Origin of the sequence: Bradyrhizobium sp. 44, from assembly GCF_023073095.1 — a bacterium.
In the GTDB taxonomy this organism is placed as follows: Bacteria; Pseudomonadota; Alphaproteobacteria; order Rhizobiales; family Xanthobacteraceae; genus Bradyrhizobium.
On record NZ_JADPIY010000010.1, the window covers coordinates 88,621 to 103,431 of the forward strand.

11 protein-coding genes and 3 pseudogenes are annotated in these 14,811 nt (G+C 58.9%); 9 read left to right on the top strand and 5 right to left on the bottom strand.

Annotated elements, in window-relative coordinates:
- Positions 1-64 precede the first annotated feature (64 nt).
- The 3 genes from gmd (at position 65) to IVB41_RS09810 (ending at position 3,558) form a co-directional block, all read left to right on the top strand.
- Positions 65-1,138, top strand: a complete 1,074-nt coding sequence (gene gmd, locus IVB41_RS09800) for a GDP-mannose 4,6-dehydratase (RefSeq protein WP_247430391.1) — start codon at positions 65-67, stop codon at positions 1,136-1,138.
- Positions 1,107-2,060 carry a GDP-L-fucose synthase gene (locus IVB41_RS09805; RefSeq protein ID WP_276576672.1) on the top strand — a complete coding sequence of 318 codons (954 nt, stop codon included), beginning with the start codon at positions 1,107-1,109 and terminating at the stop codon, positions 2,058-2,060. Before gmd ends, IVB41_RS09805 begins: the two co-directional genes overlap by 32 nt.
- 175 nt (positions 2,061-2,235) lie before the next feature.
- Complete coding sequence (locus tag IVB41_RS09810) at positions 2,236-3,558, top strand: UDP-glucose/GDP-mannose dehydrogenase family protein (protein ID WP_247430394.1); 1,323 nt, start codon at positions 2,236-2,238, stop codon at positions 3,556-3,558.
- A 475-nt stretch (positions 3,559-4,033) separates the two neighbouring features.
- Here IVB41_RS09810 and IVB41_RS09815 read toward each other — a convergent pair whose 3' ends face one another.
- Complete coding sequence (locus IVB41_RS09815; protein WP_247430397.1) at positions 4,034-5,218, bottom strand: ERF family protein; 1,185 nt, start codon at positions 5,216-5,218, stop codon at positions 4,034-4,036.
- Positions 5,202-6,026 (bottom strand): YqaJ viral recombinase family protein, encoded by an 825-nt coding sequence (locus IVB41_RS09820; RefSeq protein WP_247430399.1) that lies wholly within the window; start codon positions 6,024-6,026, stop codon positions 5,202-5,204. Before IVB41_RS09820 ends, IVB41_RS09815 begins: the two co-directional genes overlap by 17 nt.
- Before the next feature lie 107 nt (positions 6,027-6,133).
- Here IVB41_RS09820 and IVB41_RS09825 point away from each other — a divergent pair, with 107 nt between their 5' ends.
- On the top strand, positions 6,134-6,358 hold the full coding sequence (locus tag IVB41_RS09825) for a helix-turn-helix domain-containing protein (protein WP_346770814.1): 225 nt from the start codon (positions 6,134-6,136) through the stop codon (positions 6,356-6,358).
- Between the two features lie 475 nt (positions 6,359-6,833).
- On the opposite strand, the pseudogene IVB41_RS35885 reads toward IVB41_RS09825, so the two are convergent.
- Positions 6,834-7,590 (bottom strand): annotated as a pseudogene (locus IVB41_RS35885) (IS5 family transposase).
- 225 nt (positions 7,591-7,815) lie between these two features.
- On the bottom strand, positions 7,816-8,385 hold the full coding sequence (locus IVB41_RS09835; protein ID WP_247430408.1) for a hypothetical protein: 570 nt from the start codon (positions 8,383-8,385) through the stop codon (positions 7,816-7,818).
- A gap of 439 nt (positions 8,386-8,824) precedes the next feature.
- On the opposite strand from IVB41_RS09835, the gene IVB41_RS09840 reads away from it, so the two are divergent.
- From IVB41_RS09840 to IVB41_RS09860, 5 genes and pseudogenes are all read left to right on the top strand, one after another.
- A complete protein-coding gene (locus IVB41_RS09840) occupies positions 8,825-9,712 on the top strand; it encodes a hypothetical protein (protein ID WP_247430411.1) in 888 nt (295 codons plus the stop codon).
- 43 nt (positions 9,713-9,755) lie between these two features.
- Positions 9,756-10,781 (top strand): hypothetical protein, encoded by a 1,026-nt coding sequence (locus IVB41_RS09845; protein WP_247430415.1) that lies wholly within the window; start codon positions 9,756-9,758, stop codon positions 10,779-10,781.
- Entirely contained in the window at positions 10,768-11,118 is a 351-nt protein-coding gene (locus tag IVB41_RS09850) for a hypothetical protein (RefSeq protein WP_247430418.1), read from the top strand. Before IVB41_RS09845 ends, IVB41_RS09850 begins: the two co-directional genes overlap by 14 nt.
- 116 nt (positions 11,119-11,234) lie before the next feature.
- Positions 11,235-11,682 (top strand): annotated as a pseudogene (locus tag IVB41_RS09855) (aldose 1-epimerase family protein); the annotation flags it as partial.
- 6 nt (positions 11,683-11,688) lie between these two features.
- Positions 11,689-11,956 (top strand): annotated as a pseudogene (locus tag IVB41_RS09860) (3-hydroxyacyl-CoA dehydrogenase NAD-binding domain-containing protein); the annotation flags it as partial.
- Positions 11,957-13,952: 1,996 nt separating this feature from the next.
- Here IVB41_RS09860 and IVB41_RS09865 read toward each other — a convergent pair.
- Complete coding sequence (locus IVB41_RS09865) at positions 13,953-14,756, bottom strand: FkbM family methyltransferase (protein ID WP_247430421.1); 804 nt, start codon at positions 14,754-14,756, stop codon at positions 13,953-13,955.
- Between the last annotated feature and the right edge of the window lie 55 nt (positions 14,757-14,811).

The following is a 14,811-nucleotide window of genomic DNA, read 5'->3' on the forward strand; positions in this document are numbered from 1 at the left end:
AGCGGGCGCGAACAGTGGTTATCCCGTTCTCTGAACCTCTTCATCGGGAACCAGGCCCAAGCCCATGGCTGAACGGATCGCTCTCATCACCGGCGTGACCGGCCAGGACGGCGCCTATCTCGCCGAATATCTGCTGTCGCTGGGCTATGTCGTGCATGGCATCAAGCGGCGTTCGTCCTCGTTCAACACGGCCCGTGTCGATCATCTCTACCAGGACCCGCATGTCGGCAACGTGCCGTTCCTGATGCACTACGGCGACATGACGGATTCGACTAATCTGATTCGCCTGGTGCAGCAGATCCGGCCGACCGAGATCTACAATCTCGCCGCCCAGAGCCACGTCGCCGTCAGCTTCGAGAGCCCCGAATACACCGCCAATGCCGACGGCATCGGCGTGCTGCGCCTGCTGGAAGCGGTCCGCATCCTCGGCATGGAGAAGGAGACGCGGTTCTACCAGGCTTCGACCTCTGAGCTCTATGGCCTCGTGCAGGAGATCCCCCAGAAGGAGACCACGCCGTTCTATCCGCGCTCGCCCTACGGCGTGGCAAAGCTCTACGGCTACTGGATCACGGTGAACTACCGCGAGGCCTATGGCATGTTCGCGAGCAACGGCATCCTGTTCAACCACGAGAGCCCGATCCGCGGCGAAACCTTCGTCACCCGCAAGATCACACGCGCTGTCGCCCGCATCGAGGTCGGCCTGGAGGAGACGCTCTATCTCGGCAATCTCTCGGCCAAGCGCGACTGGGGCCATGCGCGCGACTATGTCGAGGGCATGCACAAGATCCTGCAGGCCGACAAACCCGACGATTTTGTGCTTGCCACCGGCGAGATGCATTCCGTGCGTGAGATGGTCGAACTGTCGTTCGCGCAGGTCGGCCGCCACATCGCATGGCGCGGCGAGGGCGTCGAGGAAATCGGCGTCGATGAGAAGAGCGGCAAGACGGTCGTGAAGATCGATCCGACCTATTTCCGTCCCACCGAGGTTGATCTCCTCGTCGGCGACGCCAGCAAGGCGCGCGAGGTGCTTGGTTGGGCGCCGAAGCGGAGCTTTGCACAACTCGTCGCGGAGATGATGGCGAGCGATCTGGCGGGCGCAAAGCGGGATGCGGCGAGTGGCAAACGCACCGTTTTTTGAGCTGAAAGGCAAGAGCGTCTACGTCGCCGGCCATCGCGGCATGGTCGGCAGCGCGATTGCGCGCCGGCTGGTGCGGGAGGACGTCAAGCTCGTCACCGTGGACCGGCGCGAGGTCGATCTGTGCAATCAAGCCGCGGTGTTCGACTGGTTCGCGAAGACGCGGCCGCAGGTGATCTTCCTCGCCGCGGCCAAGGTCGGCGGCATCGTCGCCAATAACACGCTGCGTGCCGAGTTCATCTACGACAACATCGCGATCGCGACGAACGTGATCCAGGCCGCGCATCGGAACAGCGCCGAGAAGCTGATGTTTTTGGGCTCCTCCTGCATCTATCCGAAGCTGGCGCCGCAGCCCTTGCGCGAGGACTCCGTGCTCACTGGTCCGCTGGAGCCGACCAACGAGCCCTATGCAATTGCAAAAATCGCCGGGATCAAGATGGCGGAGGCCTATCGCAGCCAGTATGGCCGCGACTTCATCAGCGTGATGCCGACCAACCTCTACGGCCCCGGCGACAATTATCATCCTGAAATGAGCCACGTCGTCGCGGCCCTGATCCGCCGCTTCCACGAAGCAAAGCTCGCGGGCGCGAAGAGTGTCGTCGTCTGGGGCACCGGCACGCCGCGGCGCGAGTTCCTCTATGTCGACGACATGGCGGATGCCTGCGTGCACCTGATGAAGACCTACTCGAGTGCCGAGCTGGTCAACATCGGCACCGGCGAGGACATCACCATCGCCGAGTTCGCGCGCGTGGTCGCCGAAATCGTCGGTTACAGCGGCGAGATCGATTTCGACAGTTCGCGGCCTGACGGCACGCCGCGCAAGCTGCTCGACGTCAGCCGCCTCGCAAAACTCGGCTGGCGCGCGACGACATCGCTTCACGATGGCTTGAAGCGTGCATACGCGGCGTATCTGTCGCATACGTAGAATTCCCCAAATGCATGTCGCGTGTTCCAGGAGTTGTCCGCAACGCCTGTCACGCGTGGCGGCTAAGGTTTATTCGGTTCGGGAAGCATCTTGCCCTAATGTTGGGCGTGCGGCCGGATAGAGAAATGTCTAGGATGTTCGGTGGAACATCCGTCTTCAACGGAAAGAGTTTTTCATGCGAATCGCGATGATCGGAACGGGCTATGTGGGACTGGTGTCCGGAGCCTGCTTTGCGGATTTCGGTCACGACGTCATCTGCGTCGATAAGGACGAGAAGAAGATCGCGGCACTTCATCGCGGCGAGATCCCGATCTACGAGCCCGGGCTTGAGGAACTGGTTGCGACCAACGTCAAGGCCAAGCGGCTGGCGTTCACCACCGATTTGTCCAAGCCGGTCGCAGATGCCGATGCGGTGTTCATCGCGGTCGGCACGCCGTCGCGCCGCGGCGACGGCCACGCCGATCTATCCTATGTCTACGCCGCCGCGAAAGAGATCGCGCAGTCGCTGTCCGGCTTCACCGTCGTCGTGACCAAGTCGACCGTTCCGGTCGGCACCGGCGACGAGGTCGAGCGCATCATGCGCGAGACCAACCCCACGGCCGACGTCGTCGTCGCCTCGAACCCCGAATTCCTGCGCGAGGGCGCGGCGATCCGCGACTTCAAATTTCCCGACCGCGTCGTCGTCGGCACCTCCGACGAGCGCGGCCGCAAGGTGATGGGCGACATCTATCGTCCGCTGTCGCTCAACCAGGCGCCGCTGATGTTCACGGAGCGACGCACCGCCGAGATGATCAAATACGCCGCGAACGCGTTCCTCGCGACCAAGATCACTTTCATCAACGAGATCGCGGACCTCTGCGAAAAGGTCGGCGCCAACGTCCAGGAAGTCGCTCGCGGCATTGGCCTGGACAACCGCATCGGCACCAAATTCCTGCATGCCGGCCCGGGCTTCGGCGGCTCTTGCTTCCCGAAGGACACCAAGGCGCTGATCAAGATCGCGCAGGATTACGATGTATCCCTGCGCATCGTCGAATCCGTGCTGGCGGTCAACGAGAACCGCAAGCGCGCGATGGCGAGAAAAGTGAGCCAGGCGCTGGGCGGCTCCTTGCGCGGCAAGACCATTGCCGTGCTCGGCCTCACCTTCAAGCCCGACACCGACGACATGCGCGACGCGCCGTCGATCCCGCTGGTCACGGGCCTGATCGACATGGGCGCGAAGGTGAAGGCGTTCGATCCCGTCGGCATGGAGCAGGCCAAGGCCGAGCTGCCCAGCATCACCTATTGCGAGGATGCCTATTCCTGCGCGCAAGGCGCCGACGCGATCGTCATCGTCACCGAATGGGTGCAGTTCCGCGCGCTCGACCTCGACCGGCTGAAGGCGACCATGGCCCAGCCCGTCGTCGTCGACCTCCGCAACATCTACCGCCCCGAGGACGTGGCTGCGGCCGGCTTCGTCTATGAGAGCGTTGGACGTTCGAGCGGGCCGCGCGACGGCTAGCAAGATACGACCGCTCCGCATCGTTCGGTCGAAGTTACTTTCGGTCGATTATTCCTCGGGCGGGCAGAGCCGATGACTACTCCCGGGTGAATACGTCAACGGCCCGTTTTTTGGTCGGACCGCTCGGAACATCGGCGATGCGACCGATAGTCGATGCACTTGATCTTGTATCCATCGGTCGTTGTCGACTTGCTGCACTAAAGGCTGTGGGCGCGGCGCCCCCCGAAGAGCAGGCCAGGCGCCTTTCCTTTTAAATTACCCGCTTATAGCAAGACGAGGAGCAAGAGCCCAAGTGCTTCGACAGAGACAATCAGTGCGGCGAGAAACGGGGCGGCGCCTTCGCCGAAAATCGCTCGCTCGGCGCCCTTTGACATCCGACCCGTGAGTGCTGCAGAGGGTTAATTTCAGGACGTCTGCTTGGCATGGGACAACGACCGATCAGACGATGCGGTTTCTTCCGATTTCCAAAGATCGTTCATTGCTGCTGAGTTTCTGTTTCGTTGTCCCGGGACAACTTGCGATTTAATGATGGGGCTTCCGCAATGACCTCTGCCTCGCTTGCCGTCCAAAGTTCCCTTGCGACAGGCAGGGGGGATATTTGCAGATTCGCCCACCACGCTCTTTCGTCGCCGTTTCGATGCAAAGCCTGATGATGTGAGCGACACAGAGGCACAGTAAACTCATCGCTTACTTTGCGGCCTAGCGTTCTAGGTTGGGCGAACTTCAGGTGATGTGCGTCCGAAGGGGATCGCTTGCAGACCAGGCAGGGATGCTGGCGAACGAAGGCGAGGTGCACCTTGCTCCTTTTGCGCGGTGGTTCCTTGCGGATGGCGAGGTCGCTTTCGACGGCCGCTTGTACAGGCTCAGCTTCGTCTAGTTCGGTACCAGCCTGTGGGCTTTGGGCGACGTCGGAAGCCAAAGCATGGACGGGATCCTGCGCCGGCTGTCTCTCCCCTGCGATCGCCATGGGATGGGCGGCAAGCTCCAACCGTTCCTGGTAAGCTGCCTCAACTGATAGAGCGTCGACCTCTTGAAGGGTGTTTTTGATGGGTAGGCTGATCTTGGCCCAGGCTAGGAGATCGTCGGTGCCGGCAAGCTGAGCCAGCAACTGCTCGCGGAGCGCGGCTGAATCTTGGGCCCCCAAAATTGGCGGCCGGTTCAAGGCGCCTTTGGGCGGCTTTCCTTTCGATGGTGGCGACGGTCGCGGCTCGGTAGAGGCCGGTGGTCCGGCAATCGCATCGGGCGCATCCAGATCGTCCTCGCCTGCGATCCCGACCAGGGCAAATAAGGCATAACGGCGCGCATAGGTTAGCGCCGCCCCCATCCGGTGTGGCGCCTCGACATCCTTTCCGGAGCAGACCGGCAGGTCGGATGAGATCCATTCCCCGGAAGCGTGAGCGAGCAGAGTAGTAAGATGGATCTGACCGGTGGCCTGCTCGATCCGGGTGGTCTGGATGGTGGCAATTTCCTGCTGGCTCAGCCTCTTGCGGATGATGTCCAACCCCGATGCCAAGGAGGCATAGCGAAATGTTCGGTCATCCTCGCGCGGGAAGGGCGAGCGAATTGTGGCCCTCAATGTCTTCTCCGGATTGGTCAACTCGGCCTGGGCCTTGGCCAATGCTCCTGCAATCGCGCCAATACGCTCACTGGACTGATGCACGAGCTGCCTCCATCGTTAGAGCTTCAAAGCTAATTGCGCCCGATTTTGATCGCTTGGCCTTGATGCCGTGACCAATCGCTTCTTTGGCGTCTTCAGGAACGAGCTTCTTCAGCTCAGCCTTGGCGACCTCGTGATTGGCATGAGCTTCGCGAGTGCCGACATATGTTGCGGCTAGCTCAGCCCAGGAGTTGGACGAGGCCATGTCCACGATCTTGATCGCCTCAAGTCGTGGGCGTGGCGTCTCGATCCCGAACAGGTGAGGCGTTTCGCCGGCTTGGACGCACCGCCAAAACTTCTTCTCTGCGGTCAGGAGGAGGTGCTGATACAGCGGATCGGCATGGACTGTGATCTCGACCCACTTGCCGCCGCCCGTGATGATGGAAAGCACCGCTGAGCGCGCTGCGATCACCCACATATTGTGCTGAAGCTGGGCCATGTGCTTGTCGGCGGCTGCTTCCTCGGAGAAATTCCAGGGCAGCATGAACTTGGCCTCATAGACCGCACCAGTCTGCTGAACGCGGCCGTCCAGCGTCGCGCCCATCCATTTGTGGACCGGATGCCTTACCTTGCGCTGAACGTCGCTGACGGTGTGGCCGCTTGTGCGCTCGTACCAGCTCCGGTTGAGGTCCTCGGTGATGCTGCCGAGTTGGACGATTAGGTCGTTGCTGAGGTCCAGGGGCAAGGCCTCCCCACGCTTCTCACGCCAAAGCCTGATCAGTTTGTCCTGGTCGTCTCCCATGATGATCCGGGCATCTGATCCTCCAATGTAGTCCGTTCGAGTTTTTAGTTGCCGCGTCGGGGTAGCCATTCATCATCTCCATCTAAAAACGACAGATATGACTATAATGTACATTTTGGACAAATCAATCGCTTTTCGACATATTGTTTCGGAAGGTGGTCTAAATGATTTCTCCGATGCAATGTCGTGCCGCGCGTGGCCTCCTGGATTGGAGTCAGCAGGAGCTTGCCGATCGCGCCAAGATAGGGATTGTGACTGTCCGACAACTGGAGGGAGGGAGTCATGAACCGCGGCGTTCCACACTCCAAGTCGTCCGCTTGGCTTTCGAGGCCGCTGGCGTGCAATTTATCGAAGAAAACGGCGGAGGGCCTGGCGTTCGGCTAAGTAGGCCTGTGCGATGACTGCCATCACCTAATCGGTTCAAATAACCGACAACCGCAATGGTCAGAGCCGTCCAGCGCGATCTGAGCGCAGCGATGTCGCGGCAGACTGCCCACATCGGTCGTCTGAAGATGTTGAAAAAATGCGAAAGGTCGTGGCCGCGGAACCAAGGCAAGCGCTTCTGTCGGCTAGGCGCTGATTAGCCTTTCAGAAGATCGAGATGGCTCACGCCACGCGCGTCCTTTTGCCAGGTCTCAAGCCCCTAACAAAAAGCTCAGCGCCCGAACGCCGGGCTTAGAGAGTGCAAGCTGATCAGAATTGCTACTTTTGCGTTGTCGTCCAGTTGCCGGATGTCGTCGTGCCCGGCGCCGTCGTAGCACCGATGCCGTTGCTGTTCGTCGGCGGGATTGTGCTTGGTTTGGTGGTTGTCGCATTGCCAGCTGCGCCAGTGGTCAGCTGGTGATCTGAATCTCCGGGTTGCTCTAGGGTCCGGAGTCAATTAGCCCACCATGAGATTGCGGCTGCGAGCAAGATTGCAGACAGGAAAATATGTGCGCGCTTGTCGTATCGAATTGCGATAGGACGGAAGTCTTTGAGCCTGCAGAACATGCGCTCTATGACGTTTCCACCTTTGTATGCTGCTTTGTCATACCAATGCGGATGCTTGCGGGTCGGATTCGGCGGGATCACGGCCTTGATACGGCGTGCGCCCAGTTCGTCGCGTAAGCTCTTGGCGTCGTAACCTCGATCGGCCAGCAAGCGGCGCGGATTGCGGATCCTGCCGATTAGGTCGCGTGCACCGACCAAGTCGTGGGTGTTGCCGGGGTAATCAGGAAGGTCAAGGGACGGCCGATATCGTCAGTCAGCGCGTGGATTTTGGTAGTATGCCCGCCCTGCGAACGGCCGATTGCATTGTCGAAGGCCCCCCTTTTGCGCCGGCGGCGGAGCCATGGGCTATGTAGGTCGAGTCCACCGATATCGATCCGTACATACCGGTCGATCCCGTCAGGGCGTAAAAGATACCCGTCCAAATCCCCTGCCGGCTTCAGCGGTTGAAGCGGTTATAGACCGTTGTGTAGGGACCTTAGACTTCCGGGCAATCGCACCAGCGTGAACCAGATTTCAGCATGTGCATGATGCCACTGATGACGCGCCGATCGTGGACCCGGTGCGCCCTTTTGCGCCCCGGGGGCAACAACAACTCAGCCCGCCGCCGTTCCGCATCGCAGAGCCAGTAAACCTGCTTTGCCATTCAAGCCTCCCTTCAGATGAGACGCTTGATTCACAATCCAATTTCGAATGGAATCCCTATTGAGTACAGACCCTAGTGAGCCCGGGCCCGACCCGGGTTTCCGATTGGGGCCATTCGCGGCATGGCCCAAACCCACTCCCGCAATCCTCTCCATCAGCACGTGTTCGATACTGCACGATCAATATTGATGCGCACTCAAATCGTGACTGAAAGCGCCGATGCTCGCTACGTTTTACCAGTCGAACGCATCTTATTGGCCATGAATTTAAGGAGGGACATCTTGGCGCCTTCCCGAAGGGGAAGAGGCGCGTAGTCTGCTCCAACCGCATCCGCCAGCATCCTCATTCCGTCAGACCATCCCAGGAGTTCGATCATTGTCCGTTGATCGAGCCTGCAATCCTGGCTCCATCCCTCGTAAAGATCAGCCAAGGAGATCAAATCTTCGCCCGACAGGTTGTCGAGGGTAAGAACAGGCGGCGTCGCGTAACAAAGGCGCACTATCTCTGCCTCCGCTCCATCGATCGCGCAATCGAACGAGGTTCTGTCGCGCACAGGATTGCGAATATGGGCCGCTACTTTTTCGCAGCGCCGCAAGCTTTCCGCTTCAAGCTCCCGCCTACAGGTCTCGAGCAGGTCCCCCATCTTGCTCTGGAGGGTCGGCTGCGCATAGTTATCCGCCGCTCGGTGCTTTGTGACCAACGAAGCATATTCAGCCGCGTAGCTGAGAATACGCAGATTTGACGACTGAGCCGCATCTGTCATTACTGGCGTTTCCTGACGGTTCAAAATGTTCAAGTAATTTTCGATCTCGCCGCGAAGTTGGTTGGCCGGCTTTTTTTAAATTTTCCCATCAGGAAATGGGAGGCGGTGAGCGATTTGCTAGCCTCGCCTGCGAAATGATTTTGCAAATTAGGTTTGTTGGCTCGATCTATTCATCCCGGTATCGATCGCAAGCGGCTTTGGAGCGAAGCCCCCGGCCCACTGTACTGCGCGCCAAATGCTCGGATTGAAAGAGCGGCTGCTCCACAACCTCACGGCCGAGGCGTTTTAGATGGACGGATAGTCACGCTTCGGAAGTAAGCGGATGATCAGCGGATACGTAACTAATGCGCGAGTTCAACTGTCGCGACTTGGCCAGCGCGATAGGGCTACCTTCCTTGTCACGAGTTGGGCTTATCGCAGCCCCCGAGCGAAATTTAGCTGTGAATATGCCAGGCATGGATCGCGAGATCTGTTGATCCTCGTTAAAAAGTTGCATTCTGACTGCTTGACGGAACGAGAGGTCACTTTGCCGACGCACCATAAAGCCCAACTCACCGAGACGGCCATGCCATGGGTCGCGGTATGGTCGCTCATGCGCGAGGGCATCTTGCCGGTCGCGCGGCAAATCCTGGCCATGTTGGATTTTTATGTACGGAAGGACCATGAGCTCCCCAATGCAGACATGCCATTGACGCCGGAGGAGGAAGAGGAACTGACGCCGATCATCTCGGCGCTGACGATCGCGGCCGTTCAGAGCGAGCAGATGAGGACCAACGTGCTTGCCGCCACATTGGCACGCGTCGCAAGAGAACCAGGCCTTTCTGACCTGCTTGAATTGCCGGCGGCCGTTCAATGGGAGCTGGCCAACCACAATCGACGGAAGGACGAAGCGCCCGGGACATATGCCATGGATATTTGGGGCACCGATCAAACAGGGGTGCCGTATGTATTTGGTCCGCCAACCGCGGAAAATCTGAGTCGCGCAGCAGAGCTAGCGCTGCATCAAGTCCAAGCAAGGCGTTCGGCAGGGCGCCCGCCGCATCCGGCACACCGAGAACTGGCAGAGCGTTTTGGGCCAATCTTCACCGCCAGTGGGGTGCCGATATCGCGGAGCCGATCAGAAATCGTTCGCCGCGAGCGTCGCGAGAAAGTGTTGCGCTCGATGGAGGGCGGTCCTTTCTGCGACTTTTTAACCCTAGTCCTGCCGCCGTTTCAGCGTTTTCTGCAAGAGCGCCGCCTCGCGCCAGTGACGGTCGATTCAATTGTTCGTCTGGCGATGGCACACGCAAGCGACCGCGTTCGACTTTACCCGATCGCCCCCGATTGTTCCCACGAGGTTTCAGCGCTGGGCTCCGACTAAGCCCTTATCGTTCCGGCTTCTCTTAAGATGAAAGGAGCCGGAAGTGCTTGATGATAAGGACAATAGCGCGCGCGAGGCCGTGGCTCTCGGCGCGACTGAACGCGATGCCGCTTTGGACGTGACGGGAGACGGCACCGCAACGCAATCGCTAGAGACCACTGAGGCGCTTCGGCCGGGCGTTACCGACGAGGCTAGCCTCGCGAACGACGCTGCTGCCGAAGCCTCCTGTGATGAGGCCGAGGAAACCGAGGATACAGCGCAAGAATCACGATCGGAGGAAGAGGAAGAGGAAGAGGAAGAGGAAGAGGAAGAGGAAGAGGAAGAGGAAGAGGAAGCCCAGGAAGAAGAGAAAGAGGAAAGCATCGAGGATATCTACGCAGGTCTTCAGGATGACGAAGAGACCCGCAACTACATACCTGACTTTATCAAAAGAATGCTGGACAATCCGCCGTTGCCGGCTGGCATGACGATCGATTTCTTCCGTGACATCCATACCTCCGTCGCCGAGAGCATGCTGCCCCACCGTCCGAAGTCGGACCTGGAGTTTCTCGCGGTTTTCAATGCTACCAAGGCGATCACGCGTCTGATGTGGCTCGACGACCTCATCAATCGCCTCGTCCACAACAACCGCCGCGAGGCGGTGGAAGCCTTGTATCACAAGCTGCACGCGGTTGTGCCGTCCTCGAAGAAGGAGAAGGAAGAGCATGACCGTATTGCGAAGGAAGTTGCTATGGATTACTTCGCCAGTTCCGATCATCGCCAGAAGTTCAGCTCGAGCCTGGAGCGTGGTGGCTTTGGCGCCGACGCAGTCGACACCGAGGCGCTCCAGCGCTCCCTTCCTGGGCTGGGGAAGATTGAGACGATGCGGAAAGCAGCGATCCGGGAACGCGATCAGGCCTTGAAAGAACTCGAGCGAGCCTATTCCTCCCGTGATCCCGAGCAGCGTATGCCGCTCAGTCTTGCTGCAAGGCGTAATTTCTTCAACGAGATGCGGGAGGAGAAGAAGTTGGAGCGGCAGGAGCGCATGCTGGAGGAATCCAAGAAAGCGGCTCAGGATGGCGACACGTAAGCAGATCGCAGCAAACCGACGCAATGCGGCCCAAAGCACCGGGCCGCGAACGCAAGAGGGCAAAGAGCGTTCGCGAATGAATGCGCTTCGCCACGGACTAGCGGCCAAGCAGGCGGGCTCAGACGAGACCTGGGATCAGCGGTCTTCGGCCACACCCGCGGACATCTTCGCGCGGATCGTTCAGATCGAGAATGAGCGCCTTAAATTGGCCAGCTCGACTGAGGAACTGCTGACAGCTCAACTTCCGCAGCTGGTTCTTGAAAAGCTGGAGAGGCTTTCCGCCGTGGACCGCTATCTGCAGCGCGCTCTATCGATGCTGACAAAAGCTGCCGAGTGACCTAATAGCGAGGGCGATTTCTCTGAAAATTCAGTATCATGGAGCGCGCGTGTACAACATTTGGGTTCGTTCTGCGCAATGGCCCCGGACGCGCCCTTCCCAAGCCGGAGAACGTCATGATCGACGACACGCACACGATCCGCACCGGCGGGCTCACCGCGACCATCAAGGCGCAGGGCGCCTAGATGTTTCGCTGGCGAGCGATGCCGGCGTCGGATTTGTTTGGCGAGCGGAGCCGGCCTGGCCGCGCCATGCGCCGCTGCTGTTTCCGATCGTCGGGCGTCTCGCCAACGACGAATTGCGGCACCGGGGCAGGACCTACCGGATGACCCAGCACGGCTTCGCGCGTGACAGCCGCTTTGCGTGGGCGGAACGTGGCGAAAGCCGCTGTGTCCTGGTGCTTGAAGACAGCGAGACGCGCGCGCGCTCTACTCCTTCGCGTTCCGCCTGACGGCAACCTATGCGCTCGATGAATCCGGTCTCGATCTTTCACTCACGATCGCGAACACCGGCAAGGAGACATTGCCGGCCTCGCTCGGCGGCCATCCCGCTTTCAACTGGCCGTTTTTCATGCGAATCGCGATGATCGGAACGGGCTATCTGGGACTGGTGTCCGGAGCCTGCTTTGCGGATTTCGGTCACGACGTAATCTGCGTAGATAAGGACGAGAAGAAGATCGCGGCCCTTCATCGCGGCGAGATCCCGATCTACGAGCCCGGGCTCGACGAACTGGTCGCGACCAACGTCAAGGCCAAGCGGGCTGGAGTTCACCACCGATCTGTCCGAGCCGGTCGTGGATGCCGATGCTGTCTTCATCGCGGTCGGCACACCGCCGCGTCCACGCCGAAGCACTTAGGGCCGTCGTCTTTTGATGGCGCTCTTAACGGCTTCAATAAGTTCGATTAGCAGAGGAGCGAGTGAAAAGAAAATGCCGATGGCCACTGACAAGAAGACATGACGGAGAAGCAACTTCTCCTCTTCCTCGAAAGAGTAGCCGCTCTTATGGATTCGCAGCCGCGCTTGGGCGCCAACTTGTGGGCCCTTTGTTCGCGGTTTTCGCGGCGGGATCATGATGAACAGGAAGAGGATGTTGATCCCGACCCAAATGCCAAGCACCAAAAGAATGGACTGCAGGGGAAGATCCTAACTTGCTTAGTGCGGGTAGGTTATCGCGCAATCCTGGCTACGCCAAATGAAATCAAATGCTGCGATGCAATAATGCCTCTTTCTGCCAGAGCTCAATGCGGGCAGCCCAAATTGGGCCGTGATAGACCGTAGGTCAGGACCTCCGAGCGGCTTCGCCCTCCTTGGAGCGCTGACTGGCAGATCCGAAAACGATTCTTCTCTTGATGGAAAGCGGCCCAGGCGTGCCTTTTTGCGTCTGCTCGATCAGGTTTGTTTTCGTGGGTGGCGAGCTCCTGCAAGGGTCTTACGGACAAAGTCTAGCCGAAGACGGTGAGGTATAGCAGAGGTGCGATGTGCTCCGGGAGAATAAGGTTGCTGCCTTTCTCATGGGCTTTGCAGTTTAGTCGTCACTGGTTGCTCTCTCGGTCGAGTTCTTCTCGCAATGTTTGCCTCTCTTGCGATTAGCAATCCGATGCGTCGGTCTGCTCAGCCGCTGCAGAGATCAATCTCCTTTGTAAGCAGTAGACGGCGAAGCTGAGCTCCGTTGAGGAGTGACTCAAGCAGCAAAAGGATTTCGCACGCCTGAATGTAAGACTCCATGTTCACGGCGTGCTGATTTAAGAGTAGGAGGCCCACCGTGCTTCGATATCGGTCGCCGCAGATCCTCGAGCTACTAATCAAGTGCGTTCTTGGTCGTACAGATCTCCGCCTTGTCTTGGAACTCTGCAGGCACGCCCTGCTACATCGGTGCGCCGGAGCGTATCCGCTCCCCTTCCGACTGACGATGGCCTAGGCTCCGCCCGGTGGCACTTGGGATTGCTGATCTGAGCCGCAAAAGTTTCGCCACCCAGTTCGGTTTGCAGCTTTGACGTTGCGAAAGCAGTCTATTGCTTCAATTCGCCTCATCAAGCGGCCCTTGGATACCGTCGGGACAAATCTCTGTCACTGCGGCGCCCCGCGGGTGCCTCAAAGCCGCGCCAAGACCTCCTGATCTAATGTCGTTGCTCGATATACCGAGCCTTTTCCAAGGAATGGATTTCATGGTGGTCTTTGTGCAGGCGAACAGTCTGATCTGTGGAGCCTTCTGCTTGGCGTTATTGGGCATGACGCTATCTGGGTGTGCGAGCGGTCCACAGCCGGCCGGTCGGATCGCATGGGACGGAACTGGTCGAGATCCGAACCTGCCGGAGGTCCGCCAGCGTGGACCTCATGTTGCAGCCGCCTCGCCGAAGAAGGATCCGACCGCGGAAGAGGACGCGTTGCTCGCTAGTCTAGAGCCAAGGTCTCCGGAGTGGTCAGCGGCTCAAAGGGAAATCGATGCCCATCGCGACAAGCGGCTCGCGACCAAGTTGATCATCTGCCGGGGCTGCTCGGTGTCCGTGACCAAAGCCGAACCTCCTCAGGCCACTGGTCTCACAGATAGCCGATTGTCCGCACTCCGTTAAACTCGATCCGTACCGGGCCGCGGCCCGCCCCCAAAATCGTGGCGGCAGGCAAACCTCGTCGAGGCCCGCCTAGCGTGATGTGATACTCGGCGCCGGCCGGCGTGTCACGCCGTCCATCCATCCGTGCCGGAGAAGGGCGCATCTTGTACCGCCTCCGGGAGCTTGAGAGAGGACACCCTAGCCTTCGTCCCGCAGGTGGTCGAAATTGGCGATGATACTGATGGAATGTCTTCCGTCGAACTGCGCAATGCTCGGAGGGTTGCTTCAACTGTACGTTCGGGTCCCATGTCCCCCCGTGACAGCGGACATCCGCTTCGGGGTGAAAAGGAAGCTGACGGTCTCCGAGGCGCCAGGCAAAAGGCGGCCGGACTCAAAAGTATACGGTTTGTAGCCGAGAGACGCCGTCAACTCGATCAGGTCGGGTTTGGCGCTAAAGTCCTCAATAAGAAGTATTGGTTCGTGTTGTCCGAGCGTCTCGACGCCGCCCTTTACCACTTGAAACTCAAAGCCTTGCACATCGATTTTGATGAAGATTGGATCGGCTAGTTTCTGCGCATCGAGAGTTTCGACCGAGCAGGCGTGGGAGTCGACGACAAGTTTTGCCGGATCAAAAAAATAGACGGTGTCCGAATTAATCCAGGAATGGGCCTCTTGGTAGTCCAGAGAGCCCAGGCCGTCATAGACAAAGCCGCGATAGGATGGCACGTGCAGTTGGAAATTGCCGGGCTTGTCGGACAACCCGATCGGGCGAATAGTCACATCGGGATCGCTGCGAAAGCGCTTTGCAAGTCTCGATGCGAGAGCCGGATTTGGCTCAAATGAGACAACCCTTGCGTTTGGTGCGTAGAGCCGGATGTTATCGATCGACTGGCCGAGGTTCCCTCCGACGTCGATGTAGGACCCATCAAGCCTGTCCTTGAACAAGCGAATAGCTGCGAAAAACGGTTCGCTGGGAACGCTCCTTACCTTCCGGTAAGAATAATAGAACTGGTCTTTGGCTTCTTTGAGGATCGGAAAGTAGGATTGTGCAGTTCTGAATGGCTTCTTCAGTCGCCAGGGAATTTGCATATTGCACCTTAAATATACCGAAATAAGGACGAGACTTATCACAAATTGATTTACT

What these genes read in the sequence shown, in the direction of transcription:
- gmd (WP_247430391.1), top strand. Translation starts at nt 65, where the DNA reads ATGGCTGAACGGATCGCTCTCATCACCGGCGTGACCGGCCAGGACGGC.
- IVB41_RS09805 (WP_276576672.1), top strand. Translation starts at nt 1,107, where the DNA reads ATGCGGCGAGTGGCAAACGCACCGTTTTTTGAGCTGAAAGGCAAGAGC.
- IVB41_RS09810 (WP_247430394.1), top strand. Translation starts at nt 2,236, where the DNA reads ATGCGAATCGCGATGATCGGAACGGGCTATGTGGGACTGGTGTCCGGA.
- IVB41_RS09820 (WP_247430399.1), bottom strand. Translation starts at nt 6,026, where the DNA reads ATGGCTACCCCGACGCGGCAACTAAAAACTCGAACGGACTACATTGGA.
- IVB41_RS09825 (WP_346770814.1), top strand. Translation starts at nt 6,134, where the DNA reads ATGCAATGTCGTGCCGCGCGTGGCCTCCTGGATTGGAGTCAGCAGGAG.
- IVB41_RS09850 (WP_247430418.1), top strand. Translation starts at nt 10,768, where the DNA reads ATGGCGACACGTAAGCAGATCGCAGCAAACCGACGCAATGCGGCCCAA.
- IVB41_RS09865 (WP_247430421.1), bottom strand. Translation starts at nt 14,756, where the DNA reads ATGCAAATTCCCTGGCGACTGAAGAAGCCATTCAGAACTGCACAATCC.